General features: G+C 62.7%; 13 protein-coding genes and 1 other RNA gene. 9 read left to right on the top strand and 5 right to left on the bottom strand.

The window, feature by feature from the left end; genetic code table 11:
* The first annotated feature begins 218 nt into the window (after positions 1 to 218).
* The 5 genes from IRZ77_RS22210 (at position 219) to ffs (ending at position 8,428) form a co-directional block, all read left to right on the top strand.
* Positions 219 to 878 carry a GntR family transcriptional regulator gene (locus IRZ77_RS22210; RefSeq protein ID WP_046615036.1) on the top strand — a complete coding sequence of 220 codons (660 nt, stop codon included), beginning with the start codon at positions 219 to 221 and terminating at the stop codon, positions 876 to 878.
* A gap of 3 nt (positions 879 to 881) precedes the next feature.
* Positions 882 to 4,370 carry a chromosome segregation protein SMC gene (gene smc, locus IRZ77_RS22205; protein WP_046615037.1) on the top strand — a complete coding sequence of 1,163 codons (3,489 nt, stop codon included), beginning with the start codon at positions 882 to 884 and terminating at the stop codon, positions 4,368 to 4,370.
* 205 nt (positions 4,371 to 4,575) lie between these two features.
* Positions 4,576 to 5,466 carry a cell division protein ZipA gene (gene zipA / locus IRZ77_RS22200; RefSeq protein WP_015271153.1) on the top strand — a complete coding sequence of 297 codons (891 nt, stop codon included), beginning with the start codon at positions 4,576 to 4,578 and terminating at the stop codon, positions 5,464 to 5,466.
* 236 nt (positions 5,467 to 5,702) lie between these two features.
* Positions 5,703 to 8,033: an NAD-dependent DNA ligase LigA gene (ligA, locus tag IRZ77_RS22195; RefSeq protein WP_196174441.1), complete on the top strand. Its 2,331-nt coding sequence runs from the start codon at positions 5,703 to 5,705 to the stop codon at positions 8,031 to 8,033.
* Between the two features lie 298 nt (positions 8,034 to 8,331).
* An RNA gene (gene ffs / locus IRZ77_RS22190) (signal recognition particle sRNA small type) lies at positions 8,332 to 8,428 on the top strand.
* Positions 8,429 to 8,515: 87 nt separating this feature from the next.
* On the opposite strand, the gene IRZ77_RS22185 is transcribed toward ffs, so the two are convergent.
* Positions 8,516 to 8,842 (bottom strand): hypothetical protein, encoded by a 327-nt coding sequence (locus tag IRZ77_RS22185; protein WP_046615046.1) that lies wholly within the window; start codon positions 8,840 to 8,842, stop codon positions 8,516 to 8,518.
* Positions 8,843 to 8,940: 98 nt separating this feature from the next.
* Between IRZ77_RS22185 and IRZ77_RS27405 the strand changes: the two genes are divergently transcribed.
* Positions 8,941 to 9,243, top strand: coding sequence for a pirin family protein (locus IRZ77_RS27405; RefSeq protein ID WP_196174448.1), 303 nt, complete (start codon positions 8,941 to 8,943; stop codon positions 9,241 to 9,243).
* Positions 9,244 to 9,342: 99 nt separating this feature from the next.
* Here the strand turns inward: IRZ77_RS27405 and IRZ77_RS22175 are convergent, their stop codons facing one another.
* The 3 genes from IRZ77_RS22175 to IRZ77_RS22165 all read right to left on the bottom strand — a co-directional run bounded on the left by IRZ77_RS22175 (position 9,343) and on the right by IRZ77_RS22165 (position 11,029).
* On the bottom strand, positions 9,343 to 9,900 hold the full coding sequence (locus tag IRZ77_RS22175) for a hypothetical protein (protein WP_256573755.1): 558 nt from the start codon (positions 9,898 to 9,900) through the stop codon (positions 9,343 to 9,345).
* Between the two features lie 143 nt (positions 9,901 to 10,043).
* Entirely contained in the window at positions 10,044 to 10,469 is a 426-nt protein-coding gene (locus IRZ77_RS22170; RefSeq protein ID WP_015271150.1) for a hypothetical protein, read from the bottom strand.
* Positions 10,470 to 10,615: 146 nt separating this feature from the next.
* Complete coding sequence (locus IRZ77_RS22165; protein WP_196174440.1) at positions 10,616 to 11,029, bottom strand: helix-turn-helix domain-containing protein; 414 nt, start codon at positions 11,027 to 11,029, stop codon at positions 10,616 to 10,618.
* Between the two features lie 82 nt (positions 11,030 to 11,111).
* On the opposite strand from IRZ77_RS22165, the gene IRZ77_RS22160 reads away from it, so the two are divergent.
* Complete coding sequence (locus tag IRZ77_RS22160) at positions 11,112 to 11,600, top strand: DUF2938 domain-containing protein (RefSeq protein WP_046615049.1); 489 nt, start codon at positions 11,112 to 11,114, stop codon at positions 11,598 to 11,600.
* A gap of 227 nt (positions 11,601 to 11,827) precedes the next feature.
* On the opposite strand, the gene IRZ77_RS22155 is transcribed toward IRZ77_RS22160, so the two are convergent.
* On the bottom strand, positions 11,828 to 12,595 hold the full coding sequence (locus IRZ77_RS22155; protein ID WP_135002847.1) for a substrate-binding periplasmic protein: 768 nt from the start codon (positions 12,593 to 12,595) through the stop codon (positions 11,828 to 11,830).
* Positions 12,596 to 12,718: 123 nt separating this feature from the next.
* Here IRZ77_RS22155 and dnaX point away from each other — a divergent pair, with 123 nt between their 5' ends.
* Together dnaX and IRZ77_RS22145 are read left to right on the top strand one after the other, a co-directional pair.
* Positions 12,719 to 14,797, top strand: a complete 2,079-nt coding sequence (gene dnaX, locus IRZ77_RS22150; RefSeq protein WP_196174439.1) for a DNA polymerase III subunit gamma/tau — start codon at positions 12,719 to 12,721, stop codon at positions 14,795 to 14,797.
* A 64-nt stretch (positions 14,798 to 14,861) separates the two neighbouring features.
* Complete coding sequence (locus tag IRZ77_RS22145; protein WP_003259671.1) at positions 14,862 to 15,197, top strand: YbaB/EbfC family nucleoid-associated protein; 336 nt, start codon at positions 14,862 to 14,864, stop codon at positions 15,195 to 15,197.
* Positions 15,198 to 15,328 lie beyond the last annotated feature (131 nt).

Raw genomic sequence — 15,328 nt, 5'->3', positions numbered from 1 at the left:
AGCTGTCCAGCTGGTCAATATTTTTCTGACTCAAAGGTCAAGAAATTGCTCATGTCCAGGCCCGGCCGCACACATTGCCCATATCCCAAGCATAGATCGCGCCGGGCATCGGGTTGCCTTGCAGCTCAAATAAACCGCCAGGCCCCTCTGCGCGATTACCGGCCAATTACGCTACAATCGGTTCCTTGTGCCCAGTTCAATGATTTTGAAGGAAAACCATGACGTTCAAGGCCCCGGACAGCCTCTCCGAGCAGATTGCCGATTACCTGGCCGAACGCATCATCCGTGGCGAGCTGGCGCCAGGCGAGCGTATCCAGGAGCAGAAGGTCACCCAGGCACTCAACGTCAGCCGCGGCTCGGTGCGCGAGGCACTGCTGATCCTTGAACGTCGCCACCTGGTGGCGATCCTGCCGCGCCGGGGTGCCCACGTGACCGAGCTCGACGAGCGCAGCGTGCGCAGCCTGTGCGCACTGATGGGCGAGTTCTACATCCTGCTGGGTAACGCGGTTGCGCAAAAATGGCGCACCGATGCCGACCTGCGCCCGTTCCTGGAGATCCAGCAGCGCCTGCAGCGGGCCCATGACCAGCTGGACATCAAGACCTTCGTCGCCGACAGCTTCGCGGTCATGCGGGCGGCCTATCCGTTCGCCGACAACCCGTTCCTGCAGGAAACCGTGGAAAACCTGCAGCCGGCGATGAGCCGTGCGTACTACCTGTCGCTGGACCAGCGCCAGGCCAACATGATCGATTACCTGGACCTGTTCGCCCGCCTGCTCGACGCCGTGATCGCCCGTGACCTGCCGCGCATTCGCGAGGTACTCACCGCCTATGGCCAGCGCAGTTGCGAACTGGTGCTGGCGGCGTTGGCCCGAGGCTGACCAATGCGCCTGAAGTGCATTCGCCTGGCCGGGTTCAAGTCGTTTGTCGACCCGACCACGGTCAACTTCCCCAGCAACATGGCGGCCGTGGTCGGCCCGAACGGCTGTGGCAAGTCCAACATCATCGACGCCGTGCGCTGGGTGATGGGCGAGAGTTCGGCGAAGAACCTGCGCGGCGAGTCGATGACCGATGTCATCTTCAACGGCTCCAGTGGCCGCAAGCCGGTCAGCCAGGCCAGCATCGAGCTGGTGTTCGACAACAGCGAAACCACTCTGGTCGGCGAATATGCCGCCTATGCCGAGATCTCGATCCGCCGCAAGGTCACCCGCGACGGGCAGAACAGCTACTACCTCAACGGTACCAAGTGCCGTCGGCGCGATATCACCGACATCTTTCTCGGTACCGGCCTGGGGCCACGCAGCTACTCGATCATCGAACAGGGCATGATCTCCAAGCTGATCGAGGCCAAGCCCGAGGAGCTGCGTAACTTCATCGAGGAAGCCGCCGGCATTTCCAAGTACAAGGAACGCCGCCGGGAAACCGAGAGCCGCATCCGCCGCACCCAGGAAAACCTGGCGCGTCTGACCGACCTGCGCGAAGAGCTGGAGCGCCAGCTGGAGCGCCTGCACCGCCAGGCTCAGGCAGCCGAGAAGTACCGCGAATACAAGGCCCAGGAACGCCAGCTGAAGGCGCGCCTGTCGGCCTTGCGCTGGCGTGACCTGGACGAACGGGTGCGCCAGCGCGAGGCGGTGATCGGCGACCAGGATGTGTCCCATGAGGCGCTGGTGGCCGAGCAGCGCAATGCCGATGCCAGCATCGAGCGCCTGCGTGATGGCCATCACGAATTGTCCGAGCGCTTCAACCAGGTGCAGGGCCGCTTTTACTCGGTCGCTGGTGACATAGCCCGGGTCGAGCAGAGCATCCAGCACGGCCAGCAGCGCCTGCGCCAGTTGCAGGATGACTTCAAGGAGGCCGAGCGTACGCGCCTGGAGACCGAGTCGCACCTGGGCCACGACCGCACCCTGCTGGCGACCTTGGGCGAAGAGCTGGCCATGCTCGAGCCCGAGCAGGAGATTACCCTGGCCGCTGCCGAACAAGCTGCCGCTGCCCTTGAAGAAGCCGAACTGGGCATGCACGGCTGGCAGGAACAGTGGGACAGCTTCAACAACCGTTCCGCTGAGCCGCGCCGCCAGGCCGAAGTGCAGCAGGCCCGCCTGCAGCAGCTGGAAGCCAGCCTGGAACGCCACGCCGAGCGCCAGCGCAAGTTGGGCGAAGAGCGCGAGCTGCTGGGCAGCGACCCACAGGATGCAGCCCTGCTCGAACTGGCCGAGCAACTGGCCAGTAGCGAGATGTTGCTGGAAGAGTTGCAGTTGTCGGAAGAGCAGGTGGTCGAACGTCTGGAAGGCGCACGTGAGCAGCTGCAACAGGCCATCCAGGCCCAGCAGCAGGCGCAGGGCGACCTGCAACGCCTGGGCGGGCGCCTGGCCTCGCTCGAAGCCTTGCAACAGGCCGCCCTGGAGCCGGGTGCAGGTGCTGCGGACTGGCTGCAGGGCCAAGGCCTGGAGCAACAACCGCGGCTGGCTGAAGGGTTGCGGGTCGAATCGGGCTGGGAGCTTGCGGTAGAGACCGTGCTCGGCGCCGACCTGCAAGCTGTGCTGGTGGACGACCTCGGTAACCTGGATTTTGCCGGCCTGGAACAGGGCGAGTTACGCTTGCTGCTGGCCAGCGGTACCGGCTCGTCGCTGCCCGGCAGCCTGCTGGAAAAGGTCGAAGGCAGTGTCGACCTGGCGCCCTGGCTGGGCCACGTCAAACCCGTGGAAGACCTTGCTCAGGCACTGGCGCAGCGCGCCTCGCTCGGCGAAGGCCAGAGCCTGGTCAGCCGCGATGGCTACTGGGTTGGCCGACACTTCCTGCGGGTGCGCCGTGGCGGCGAAGCCGAAGGCGGCGTGCTGGCACGCGGCCAGGAGATCGAGCGCCTGGGCCAGGAGCAACTGGAGCAGGAAGCGGCGCTGGAGCAGTTGGAGCAGCAACTGCAGGCCCTGCGCGAGCAGCAGCTGGGCCTTGAAGAGCAGCGTGAACAACTGCGCCGCCGCACCCAGGAAGAAAATCGCCTGCATGGCGAGCTGAAAGCCAACCTGTCGGCTGGCCGCGCACGTGCCGAGCAAGTCGAGCTGCGCCGCCGGCGCCTGCACGACGAGCTGACCGAGCTGGAAGAACAGCGCGCCCTGGAACATGAGCAGCTGGGCGAAGCCCGCCTGCTGCTGCAGGAGGCCCTGGAGCTGATGGCCCAGGACACCGAGCAGCGCGAGCAGTTGATGGCCCGCCGCGACACCCTGCGCGAAAGCCTCGATCGCGTGCGCCAGGAGGCCCGCCAGCACAAGGATCACGCCCACCAGCTGGCTGTCCGCCTGGGCTCGCTGCGCGCACAGCATGATTCCACCCGGCAGGCCCTGGAGCGCCTGGAGCAGCAGGCCGCGCGCCTGATCGAGCGCCAGGAGCAACTGAGCCTGAACCTGGAAGAGGGCGAGGCCCCACAGGAAGAGCTGCGCCTGAAGCTGGAGGAACTGCTGGAGCGGCGCATGAGCGTCGACGAAGAAATGCGCCAGGCCCGCCTGCACATGGACGAAGCCGACCGCGAACTGCGCGACGCCGAAAAGCGCCGTACCCAGGCCGAGCAGCAGGCCCAGTTGCTGCGTGGCCAGCTGGAGCAGTTGCGCTTGGAGTGCCAGGGCCTGGATGTGCGACGCAAGACCCTGCAGGAGCAGTTGCTGGCCGATGGCTACGACCTGCAAGGCGTGCTCGCCACCCTGGAGGCCGAGGCCAGCGAGCAGGGCACCGAACAGGAGCTGGAGCAGCTCGAGGCGCGTATCCAGCGCCTGGGGGCGATCAACCTGGCGGCCATCGAAGAGTACGAGCAGCAGTCCGAGCGCAAGCGTTACCTGGACGCCCAGGACGCCGACCTGGTCGAAGCCCTGGAGACCTTGGAAAACGTCATCCGCAAGATCGACAAGGAAACCCGCAACCGCTTCAAGGATACCTTTGATCAGATAAATGCCGGATTACAGGCACTTTTCCCAAAAGTTTTCGGTGGTGGCAGCGCTTATCTGGAACTGACGGGCGAAGATCTACTCGATACAGGGGTAACGATCATGGCGCGACCACCGGGCAAGAAGAACAGCACCATCCATCTGCTGTCCGGCGGCGAGAAGGCACTGACCGCATTGGCGCTGGTGTTTGCCATCTTCAAGTTGAACCCCGCACCGTTCTGCATGCTCGACGAAGTCGATGCGCCGCTGGACGATGCCAACGTCGGGCGTTACGCCCGCCTGGTCAAGGAAATGAGTGAAAGCGTGCAGTTCATCTACATCACCCATAACAAGATTGCCATGGAGATGGCGGATCAATTGATGGGGGTGACCATGCATGAACCGGGCTGTTCACGTCTGGTTGCCGTCGATGTGGAGGAGGCCATGGCCATGGTCGACGCCTGATGCTCGACGATAAGGGCATATTCTGTGGCGAAATGCCCCCGCCATGTGCGACAGACGGTGTAAAGTTGTCTTTGGTCGTGCTAGCTTAATGTCACTCGTTTTTTGCGTGGGTAAAACGCCTGTCAGAACATAGAGTTGGCGCCACGTGTTAAAGGGCTTTGAACCCTTTGTTTTCAAGCATATTTTTATAGAGGCACGGGATTACATGGAAATCGGTCTGCGCGAGTGGCTGATCGTCATCGGCATCATTGTCATTGCCGGGATTCTTTTCGACGGCTGGCGCCGCATGCGCGGCGGGAAAGGCAAGTTGAAATTCCGTCTGGATCGCAGTTATTCCAACCTGCCGGACGAAGAGGGCAATGCCGAAGTGCTTGGCCCGTCGCGGGTGCTGGATACCCACAAGGAGCCTGAGCTGGACGAAAGCGACCTGCCGTCGCTCAGCGCTTCTGCGCGTGATCGCGAGCGCGAACCCAAGCCGGCCAAGGCTGCCAAGCGCGGCAAGCGCGCCACCGCTGCTGCGGATGCGCAGCAGGGCGACCTGAACCTGAGCGCCGAGCCGCGCGAGCCTGACCTGTTTGCCGACAGCGATGATGACTTTGCCGCGGAAAATACCCGCAGCAACGGTGCCGCACCTGCCAGCAGCAGCGTCAAGGAGCTGCCGCCGGCCGAGGAAGTGCTGGTGATCAGCGTCATCTCCCGCGACGAGGGTGGCTTCAAGGGCCCGGCGCTGCTGCAGAACATTCTGGAAAGCGGCCTGCGCTTCGGCGAAATGGACATCTTCCACCGTCACGAGAGCATGGCCGGTCACGGCGAGGTGCTGTTCTCCATGGCCAACGCCGTCAAGCCCGGTGTGTTCGACCTGGACGACATCGACCACTTCAGCACCCGCGCGGTGAGCTTCTTCCTCGGCCTGCCGGGGCCGCGCCATCCGAAGCAGGCCTTCGATGTGATGGTGGCTGCGGCGCGCAAGCTGGCGCACGAACTGAACGGTGAGCTCAAGGACGACCAGCGCAGCGTGCTGACCGCCCAGACCATCGAGCACTATCGCCAGCGCATCGTCGAGTTCGAGCGCCGTGCGCTGACCCAGAAGCGCTGACAGATCCAGACGAAAGAGCAGCCTGAGGGCGTGCTGGTCGGTTCGGGTAATGCTGTTGCCTGCACTGGCCCTATCGCCGGCAAGCCAGCTCCCACAGGTGTATCACTGCCCTCCAGGCCTGTGGTTTACCTGTGGGAGCTGGCTTGCCGGCGATAGGGCCGGGGCAGGCAACACCAATCCAGGCCCCATGCACCACCTCAGGCTGCTCTTTTGCTTTGCAAGAGAAGACAAATCCCATGACCGCCGAAACCCGTATCCACGAACTGCGTGTCGAGCTCGACCAGCACAACTACCGCTACTACGTGCTCGATGAGCCAAGCGTGCCCGATGCCGAATACGACCGCCTGTTCAACGAGCTCAAGGCGCTTGAAGCCGAACACCCGCACCTGGTAACCCCCGACTCGCCCACCCAGCGCGTTGGGGGCGAAGCCCTGGCCGCGTTCAGCCAGGTACGCCACGAAGTGCCCATGCTCAGCCTGGGCAACGCCTTCGAAGAAGCCGACTTGCGTGAGTTCGGCCGTCGCGTGGTAGACGGCCTCGACCAGCCCGGTGCGGTCGACTACAGCTGCGAGCCCAAGCTCGACGGCCTGGCCGTAAGCTTGTTGTACCGCGACGGCCAGCTGGTGCAGGGCGCCACCCGTGGCGACGGCACCACTGGCGAAGACATCAGTGCCAACGTGCGTACCGTGCGCAACATCCCGCTCAAGCTGCAAGGCGAGGGATGGCCGGCGGTGCTGGAGGTGCGCGGCGAGGTGTACATGAGCAAGGCCGGTTTCGATCGGCTCAACGCCGCCCAGGCCGAAGCCGGTGGCAAGACCTTCGCCAACCCGCGCAACGCCGCCGCCGGCAGCCTGCGTCAGCTGGATTCGAAAATCACCGCCAGCCGCCCGCTGGAATTCTGCTGCTATGGCGTCGGCCAAGTGTCCGCGAGCATTGGCGACAGCCACATCGGTATCCTCGAGCAGCTCAAGGCCTGGGGGCTGCCGATCAGCCGCGAACTCAAGCATGCCGCCGGCATCGAAGAATGCCTGGCCTACTACCGCGACATCGGCGAGCGACGCAACAGCCTGCCATACGAAATCGACGGCGTGGTGTTCAAGGTCAACAGCCTGGCCGCCCAGCGCGAACTGGGCTTCCGCGCCCGTGAGCCGCGCTGGGCGATTGCCCACAAGTTCCCGGCCATGGAAGAGCTGACCGAGGTGCTGGATGTCGAGTTCCAGGTCGGCCGCACCGGCGCGGTAACGCCCGTGGCACGCTTGAGGCCGGTCAAGGTCGCAGGTGTGACCGTATCCAACGCCACCCTGCACAACATGGACGAAATCGCCCGCTTGGGCCTGCGCATTGGCGACACGGTGATCATCCGCCGTGCCGGTGACGTGATCCCTCAGGTAATGCAGGTGGTACTGGAGCGTCGCCCGGAAGATGCGCGCCCGGTGCAGGTGCCGAGCGAATGCCCGGTATGCGGCTCGCAGGTCGAGCGTACCCAGCTGGTCAAGCGTAGCAAGGGCAAGGAAACCACCAGCGAGGGCGCGGTGTACCGCTGCGTCGGTCGCCTGGCCTGTGGTGCCCAGCTCAAGCAGGCAATCATCCACTATGTGTCGCGCCGCGCCATGGACATCGACGGCCTGGGCGAGAAGAGCGTCGAGCAACTGGTGGACGAAGGCCTGATCGGCTCGCCGGCCGACCTGTACAAGCTGGAATTTGACCAGATCGTTGGCCTGGAAGGTTTTGCCGAAGTGTCCAGCAAGAAGCTGCTGGATGCCATCGAAGCCAGCAAGCGCCCGAGCCTGGCGCGCTTCATCTACGCCCTGGGCATACCGGACGTAGGCGAGGAGACCGCCAAGGTGCTGGCCCGCTCGCTGGGCAGCCTGGCGCGCGTGCAGCAAGCGCTGCCGCAAGTGCTCACCTACTTGCCAGACATCGGCTTGGAGGTGGCCTACGAGATTCACAACTTCTTCGAGGACGAGCACAACCGCAAGGTCATCAAACAGTTGCTCGACAGTGGCATGCAACTGCAGGACGAAGGCGAGCTGGCTGCCGAATTCGCCGCCAGCACCACCCTGGCCGGCATGATCGCCAAGCTCGATATCGCCTCGGTTGGCCCGACCGGTGCCGAGAAGCTGGTGGCCAAGCTCGATAGCCTGGACAAGATCATCGCCGCCGACGGCATCGACCTGCGCCAGGCCCTGGCGGCCAAGCAGGCCGAAGCCGTGCGCGAGTTCTTCAAGGATGAAGCCAACCAGAAGCTGGCCCGGGACATCGAGGCACAATTGCTGGCGTTCGGCATGCACTGGAGCAGCGAGAAGAAAGTCGCCGAAGGCCTGCCGCTGGCCGGCCAGACCTGGGTGCTGACCGGCACCCTGGAGCGCATGAGCCGTGATATCGCCAAGGAAAAGCTGGAAAGCCTGGGGGCCAAGGTGGCGGGTTCGGTTTCTGGCAAGACCCACTGCGTGGTGGCGGGGCCGGGGGCGGGGTCCAAGCTGGCCAAGGCCAGCGAGTTGGGCGTGAAGGTACTTGATGAAGATGCCTTCGTCACCTTCCTGGGTGAGCAGGGCATCGCTGTCTAGCAGGCCAATGGCAGATCTTGCTGCTTGCACGGTCCTTGTGGGGGCGGGCATGCCCGCGAACACGGGCGAAGCCCGTGCCATCCACCGCGGCGCCTGCTCCCACAGGTCCTGCGCTGATCTTGCTGTCAGCGCCAACCCTGTAGGAGCGGGTTCACCCGCGAATTGGCAGCTCCAGGCCACCCCGGCCCGGACAAGTCATTGAGAAATGATGACTTTTTCTCCTCCAGAGGTTGTATCTGCCCCCAAGACCGGTACAATGGCGCCACTCGCTGTTCAGCGAGCCTTGTAGTGGTGGCCCCATCGGTCCCCCCGCATTGATTACCCGTTAACCTGGTCAGGCCCGGAAGGGAGCAGCCATAGCGGGAACATCGAGTGCCGGGGTGTGGCTGGTGGGGCCGCCTCCATTTCAGGTCCTTGAATTCTCGAGGATTTCTCGCTTTACCCAACTCGACAACTTCGGCCTGGTGAGAGCCTCCCTCTCCTCAAGCGCATTGGGAAGCTACGCGAACGAGGTTTTCAGAAAAGAGCCCTCGCTGATAAACGTAGACTTTCCCGCCCGTGTCCCCTTTGAACGTCTCGATCACATTGTCCGCGGCAACAGGGCTGCTCAGGATCACGCGATAGCTTCGGCTCGTATGGGTAACGTTCGGCGATTGCTGATTCTCTTGCAGCTTCTGCATGACGCAGGCGGAAAAAACTTCCGGAGATTTAGCGGTCACCAGCTCCTTTGTCGGCTGGTTAGGCGCGGATGCGCACCCCGCCAGCAGCGTGAGAGTGAAGGAGGCAGCAGCAAGAGGCATAAAGCGCATCAGACAGTTCCAGATTTGAGTTCAGGCGCCATTCTCCATTTCATTCGGTTGATAGAAAACAGGTAAGTGTCGATGTTACCTATCATCGATCTTGATGAATAACGAGCGTCCTAGCACCTGCTACATTCTGGCTGACCCCCCATTCGTCTCCCACCAAGCCTTCATACCAACAGAAGCACTTTCCGGCCGTAGAACGGCATGGAAAGCTCCAGCTGATCGCCTCGAAAACGGGGCAAGCCGGATCGCTGAAAATCCTCCAGGATACGAAAATCTATGCGGGCAACTTCTCACAAGGTGAGTCGCAGGTGTTGGTGCTCGATCTACGGGCAACAGGCTCGGCACCTTCCAGGAAGCAATCCTTCGGGGGCTGCAAGACGCAGGCATGTGCCCGGCGCCGGTAGGTGCCATCTGACTTCCATTCCTGCCGCGACCGCGCCGATGCAGCGGAGTAGGCGCTGTTGTCCTACCCGCATCGAAAGCCCGGTATCAGCAGGTATCCGTTACTTTAGAGAAACCTGTCCGGCCTCAAGTTTGAGCGCCTTGAGGCGCTTCAGCAGCGTGCTGATATTTGTGCGTGCCGAACCTTCATTGGCCAGCCGCAGGCGCTTGATCGCGATAACGGAGTCGCCAACGCCGGCGGTAAAGGGCGTCCGAATGATCTCTCGGAAAATAACGGTATTTGAAGCAGACTCGGTCAACGTATATTCAGCCTCGCAGGTAACTTCGAAATCCAAGCCAAAAATGGGTTGGTCGACGCGCAGCAGGTTGGCGCGCAGAGTGTAGGCAGCAGGTGCTTCGCCAAGCAGGTCAGCACTGGCAAGTGATTGTTTGAGTGCGGCACCGAAGTCAGGGCCGTCGATTTCCGAAGTCCAGAGCGGGTTGGTGGCGTCTCCGCCATTTACTTCGGTTACCTGAATGTTGCGATGCAGCCGTTGATCATAAAACTGCGCATCGGTCTGGTCGGATGCCACGGACATTCCGGAAATTTGAGCTGGCGAAGCGCACCCTGTGCAAAGGGCAATAAATACCGAGACTAGAAGCACACGGAAGTAGGTCACTTGAATAATCCTTGAGTGATATGCCGGTAAAGCAAGACGAAAGCCTTACATCGTGTATGGCTTCAACTATTGAAAGGCGCGCCGCGTTATCGTTGGGAACGTACAGACCTCAGGCCGATCGTTGCGCTGTGCGGCAGATGCCTTTACAGGTTGTACTTCTCATCGATTCTGCGTTTGTCGAGCGTGTAGCGTTTGAGGTCGATCGAGTCAGATTCCAGCTTGGCATCGAGTTCGTCCATGTCGTGCTTTTTCAGCGTTGCAACATGGGCTTTGGTGGCTTGGTAGTTGATCATCTCTGCAGCGTCATGCCCACTCACCGGGTCCCACAGAATGGAAAGCGGCCAGAACAGCAGGTTCACCACACCAAAGCCATATGCGCGACCGTAGAACGAACCGCCACCTGGAAGCAGGCCAAGGCCGGCAGCAAGCCCTGGGCTTTTCTCTTCAACCGCGAGGTTTCTGGCGCGATAGCTGGCAAGTTCCGACTCTTGGGCCGAATTTAGGCCGGTAGCACAACCAGTGGTCAGCGCTATCAGTGCGGCAGCGGTGAGATTTCGAATTGTGGACATGCAACATTTCCTGAGTGTGAGTACTGTTCTCGGCGCACGGTTGGGCGCGGAGGCGCGTAACTCTACACTGAGCAGTGGCTTATTGATATCGTATTGCCACTACTCTATTCAGGCGATGATGCATTCAGGTGGTGGTTTTATCCTGGTCACTTAAAGGCAACTGTTGAACTGCCCTTCTTTTTCCCATGCCCCGCCGCCGACAGCTTCATCAGCCGCTGGAATTTCGGGCATGCCAGGTGATCTTCCTCAGGGCACTGCGCCGCATGCCGCAAGCCTTTGCTCATCGCCTGCAAGCGCCTGATTCGTGCATCCAGTTCGTCGGCCTTGGCGATCAGCATCTGGCGGTCGACCTGCAGGTCCACCAGCATCGCCCCCACTTCCTCCAGCGAAAACCCCGCAGCCTGGCCCAGGGCGATCAGCGCCAGCCGGTCTGCAACATCGGCTGCGAACTGCCGCCGCTTGCCAGGCCCGGCAAGTGACTTGAGCAGGCCTTTCTTCTCGTAGTAGCGCAGCGTCGAGGCGGGTACGCCTGTGCGTTTGGCGACGTCGGCAATGTCCATTTCGGGCCCTTGACTTGAAGTTGACTTCAACTTCTATGCTGCGCGGCATGGTGATGACCGTCAATCTTCGAGGGCTTGTTCAATGACGTTTACTGCGATGTTTTCCGCCGCCTTGCCAATTGGTATCGGGGCCACGATGGTGATGGACTTGTGGGGGCTGCTGCTGAGGCGGATGGGTGTCGCCACGCTGAACTTCGCCATGGTCGGGCGTTGGGCGGGGCATTTGCTGCACGGGCGTGTGCGGCACCAGGCGATTGCCAAGGCGGAACCGGTGCGGCATGAGCTGGCGTTGGGGTGGGGGATTCATTACGCCATCGGCGTGCTGTTCGCGATGCTGCTGGTCGTGATCGTGGGGGAGGGCTGGTTGCTGGCACCTACATTGTTGCCTGCGCTGGTTGTTGGTGTGGTGACGGTCGTGGCGCCTTTGTGCTTCATGCAGCCGGCGATGGGCGCGGGGTTCTTTGCGTCGAGGACGCCGACGCCTGCGCGCAACTGCCTGAAGAGCCTGGCCACGCATTCTGTGTTTGGCGTGGGGATGTTCTTGAGTGCGGGTTTGCTGGCTTTGGCGTGAGGGCAGGGTGCTTGGTTAACGCGAGCGCACAATCGGCATGCTTGCCGACAGCACCACCAGGCTTGAGCTTGCAATATAGATTGTGAATGCGCCGCACAATCCTGTGGGAGCGGGCATGCCCGCGAAGAGGGCAACTCGGTGGATGGCACCGGCTTTGTCGGTGTTCACGGGTGAACCCGCTCCCACAGCGGGCGTACAAGGGGCGGGGGGCATCAGGTATGCGTGGCTCAGGGGCGAGCCACAGACATGGGTTCTTGGTTGCCCATCCCCCCATACCGCTGCACAATCCGCTCGATCTCCCCCGACTGCTTCATCTTCACCAGTGCCCGCAGCAGCCCTTGGGTCGGTATCGCCGGGTCATTGCGTACCATGCACCCCAGGTCCTGGTCCTCCAGCACCGCCAGCGCCTGCAATTGCTGCTCGGCGGGTAGCCCCTGATTGAACCACTGCAACGACAGCTGGTTGCTTACCGCATGCCGATAGCGCCCGGCTTGCAGCTTCTGCAGCACCAGCAACTGGCTGCGGCTGTCCTCGCGGTGCAGACGGCCCTGGTCCAGCAGCGGTTGCAAGGTCGAATAGGTATAGCCAAGCACTGTGCCGATGGCCTGGACAGGCAGTTGTTCCGGCGGCAGCGGGGTACTGTCACCCGCGCGGCCTACCAGCAGGTCTCGCTGGTGCAGCAGCGGGATGCTCCAGACAAAATTCCCCGGCCGGTCGTTGAACCACTGGGTGCTGACATAGCAGCGCACATCTATGTCACCGTTATTCATCGCCTCCTGCAGGCGCAGGCGGGCCATGACATGGTATTCGGGGCGTACGCCCACCTCCTTGGCCAAGGCCTGCATGAGGTCGTACAGCAAACCTTCCACCGGCTGGTCGCTTTCGATGCGCACCAGCGGCATGCTCCAGCTCTCGGCGACAGAAAAACGCAACACGGGCTGTTCAGCCTGGCTGTAGGTGTTCCACAGCAGCAACAGGGCCAGCAGTCTTCGCAAAGGCAATCCTCCCTGGATGGCGCGCCAGTTTCAAAGCTTAGCCGACTTGCGCAGGGTGCAATTTTGCCCCCGCTCCGCTAGCATTAGCGATCTTCCGCTCGATCAGGCTACGATGGTTTTTCGATGAGTTATCAGGTTCTTGCACGTAAATGGCGTCCGCGCTCGTTCCGCGAAATGGTCGGCCAGACCCATGTGCTCAAGGCCTTGATCAATGCCTTGGACAACCAGCGCCTGCACCACGCCTACCTGTTCACCGGTACCCGGGGCGTGGGCAAGACCACCATTGCCCGTATCATCGCCAAGTGCCTGAACTGCGAAACCGGCATCACCTCCACGCCCTGCGGCACCTGTTCGGTATGCCGGGAGATCGACGAAGGCCGTTTCGTCGACCTGATCGAGATCGACGCCGCCAGCCGCACCAAGGTCGAGGACACCCGCGAACTGCTCGATAACGTGCAGTACGCCCCGAGCCGTGGGCGCTTCAAGGTTTACCTGATCGACGAAGTGCACATGCTCTCGACCCACTCGTTCAACGCCTTGCTCAAGACGCTGGAAGAGCCGCCGCCCTACGTCAAGTTCATCCTCGCCACCACCGACCCGCAGAAACTGCCGGCCACCATCCTGTCGCGCTGCCTGCAGTTCTCGCTGAAGAACATGAGCCCGGAGCGGGTGGTCGAGCACCTCAGCCATGTTCTGTCCGCCGAAAACGTGCCATTCGAGCCGGATGCCCTGTGGCTGCTGGGGCGCGCGGCCGATGGTTCGATGCGCGACGCCATGAGCCTGACTGACCAGGCCATCGCCTTTGGCGAAGGCAAGGTGCTGGCCGCCGATGTGCGGGCCATGCTCGGCAGCCTCGATCATGGTCAGGTCTACGGGGTGCTGCAGGCGTTGCTCGAAGGCGATGCCCGGGCCTTGCTCGAGGCCGTGCGCAACCTGGCCGAGCAGGGGCCGGACTGGGCTGGCGTGCTGGCCGAGATGCTCAATGTGCTGCACCGCGTGGCCATTGCCCAGGCGCTGCCGGAGGCGGTGGACAACGGCCAGGGCGACCGCGAGCGGGTGCTGGCGCTGGCCTCGGCATTGCCAGCCGAGGACGTGCAGTTCTATTACCAGATGGGCCTGATCGGCCGCCGTGATCTGCCCTTGGCGCCGGACCCGCGCGGTGGTTTCGAAATGGTCCTGCTGCGCATGCTGGCGTTCCGCCCGGCCGACACCGACGACGCGCCGAAACCGGTACTAAAGCCAGTGGGGATCAGCCAGGCCACAGCTGATCCTGCAACACCGGTGGCAGCGCCGGCGGTTGCCGTGGCGCCGCCGGCCACTGCTGTCGTGGAGCCTGTTGCTCCGGCTGCCGCGCCACAAGTGCAGGCGCCCGCAGCGGCCGAGCCAGCGCCGCAGCCGGTTGTCGAGCCAGTGGTGGCAGCTGAGCCTGCCCCGGTCAGCGAACCTGAGCCAGGACCAGAACCCGTGGCAGAGGTGGTTGACCTGCCGTGGGAAGAGCCCGCGCCAGCGCCTGCACCGGTAGTGGCCAAACCTGCGCCGGTTCCTGCTCCAGCTCCGCCCGCTGCACCCACGCCGGCACCTGCCGCCCCGGCACACGACGACGAGCCGCCCTTCGACCCGTCCGCCTATGCCGCCGTGGGCATGGACCGCGACGATGAACCGCCCCTGGACGAAGACTATTATGGCGGCGAAAGCGATCCGGTCGGCTTCAGCTACCTGGACGAACTGGCCGAACACGTCCAGGAAGAAGCATCCAAGCCGGCAGCCGAACCGCTGCCCGCAGCCAAGCCGGCTACCGGCCTGGCCCTGCAATGGCTGGAATTATTCCCACAGTTGCCTGTGTCCGGTATGACAGGCAACATCGCGGCGAACTGTACGTTGATTGCAGCCGATGGTGACGACTGGCTGCTGCACCTGGACCCTGGCCAGGGTGCGCTGTTCAACGCCACCCAGCAGCGGCGCCTTAACGAAGCGCTCAACCAGCACCTGGGGCGCACGCTGAACCTGCGCATCGAGCTGATCCTGCCCGAGCAGGAAACCCCGGCCCAGGCAGCGGCGCGCAAACGCGCCGAGCGCCAGCAGGACGCAGTCACCTCGATCGAGCAGGATCCGTTGATCCAGCAGATGATCAAGTTGTTCGGCGCCAAGGTGCGGCAGGATACTATTGAGCCTGTAGAAGCCCTGGTTGACCAAGGCCAGTAACGGATAACCATGCGGCCGGCCCGGTGCCGGGCCGCATCACATGACCCAATCGAGGTATACCCCCATGATGAAAGGTGGCATGGCCGGCCTGATGAAGCAGGCCCAGCAGATGCAGGAAAAGATGCAGAAGATGCAGGAAGAGCTGGCCAACGCCGAAGTCACCGGCCAGTCCGGTGGTGGCCTGGTTAGCGTGGTGATGACCGGTCGTCACGACGTCAAGCGTGTCAGCATCGACCAGAGCCTGATGTCGACTGATGAAGACGACAAGGAAGTGCTGGAAGACCTGATCGCCGCCGCGCTGAACGACGCCGTGCGCAAGGTCGAGCAGAACAGCCAGGACAAGATGGGCAGCATGACCGCCGGCATGCAGCTGCCGCCGGGCTTCAAGATGCCGTTCTAAGGGCATTTGCGTTACCGAAAACCGCCGCTGATGACAGCGGCGGTTTTTTTTACAGAGATTTCAACCCAGGCGCGGTCTGTTTTTTGTGGGAGCGGGGGGGGGGTGGGGGGGGGGGGGGGGGGGGGCCCCGC

Source organism: Pseudomonas pudica (genome assembly GCF_015680405.1).
In the GTDB taxonomy this organism is placed as follows: Bacteria; Pseudomonadota; Gammaproteobacteria; order Pseudomonadales; family Pseudomonadaceae; genus Aquipseudomonas; species Aquipseudomonas pudica.
This window is presented reverse-complemented; position numbering and strand designations above follow the sequence as displayed.

Coding starts and splice junctions, on each gene's coding strand:
- IRZ77_RS22210 (WP_046615036.1), top strand. CDS start 219: ATGACGTTCAAGGCCCCGGACAGCCTCTCCGAGCAGATTGCCGATTAC.
- dnaX (WP_196174439.1), top strand. CDS start 12,719: ATGAGTTATCAGGTTCTTGCACGTAAATGGCGTCCGCGCTCGTTCCGC.
- IRZ77_RS22185 (WP_046615046.1), bottom strand. CDS start 8,842: ATGCGCTTTATGCCTCTTGCTGCTGCCTCCTTCACTCTCACGCTGCTG.
- ligA (WP_196174441.1), top strand. CDS start 5,703: ATGACCGCCGAAACCCGTATCCACGAACTGCGTGTCGAGCTCGACCAG.
- IRZ77_RS22145 (WP_003259671.1), top strand. CDS start 14,862: ATGATGAAAGGTGGCATGGCCGGCCTGATGAAGCAGGCCCAGCAGATG.
- IRZ77_RS22170 (WP_015271150.1), bottom strand. CDS start 10,469: ATGTCCACAATTCGAAATCTCACCGCTGCCGCACTGATAGCGCTGACC.
- smc (WP_046615037.1), top strand. CDS start 882: ATGCGCCTGAAGTGCATTCGCCTGGCCGGGTTCAAGTCGTTTGTCGAC.
- IRZ77_RS22165 (WP_196174440.1), bottom strand. CDS start 11,029: ATGGACATTGCCGACGTCGCCAAACGCACAGGCGTACCCGCCTCGACG.
- zipA (WP_015271153.1), top strand. CDS start 4,576: ATGGAAATCGGTCTGCGCGAGTGGCTGATCGTCATCGGCATCATTGTC.
- IRZ77_RS22160 (WP_046615049.1), top strand. CDS start 11,112: ATGACGTTTACTGCGATGTTTTCCGCCGCCTTGCCAATTGGTATCGGG.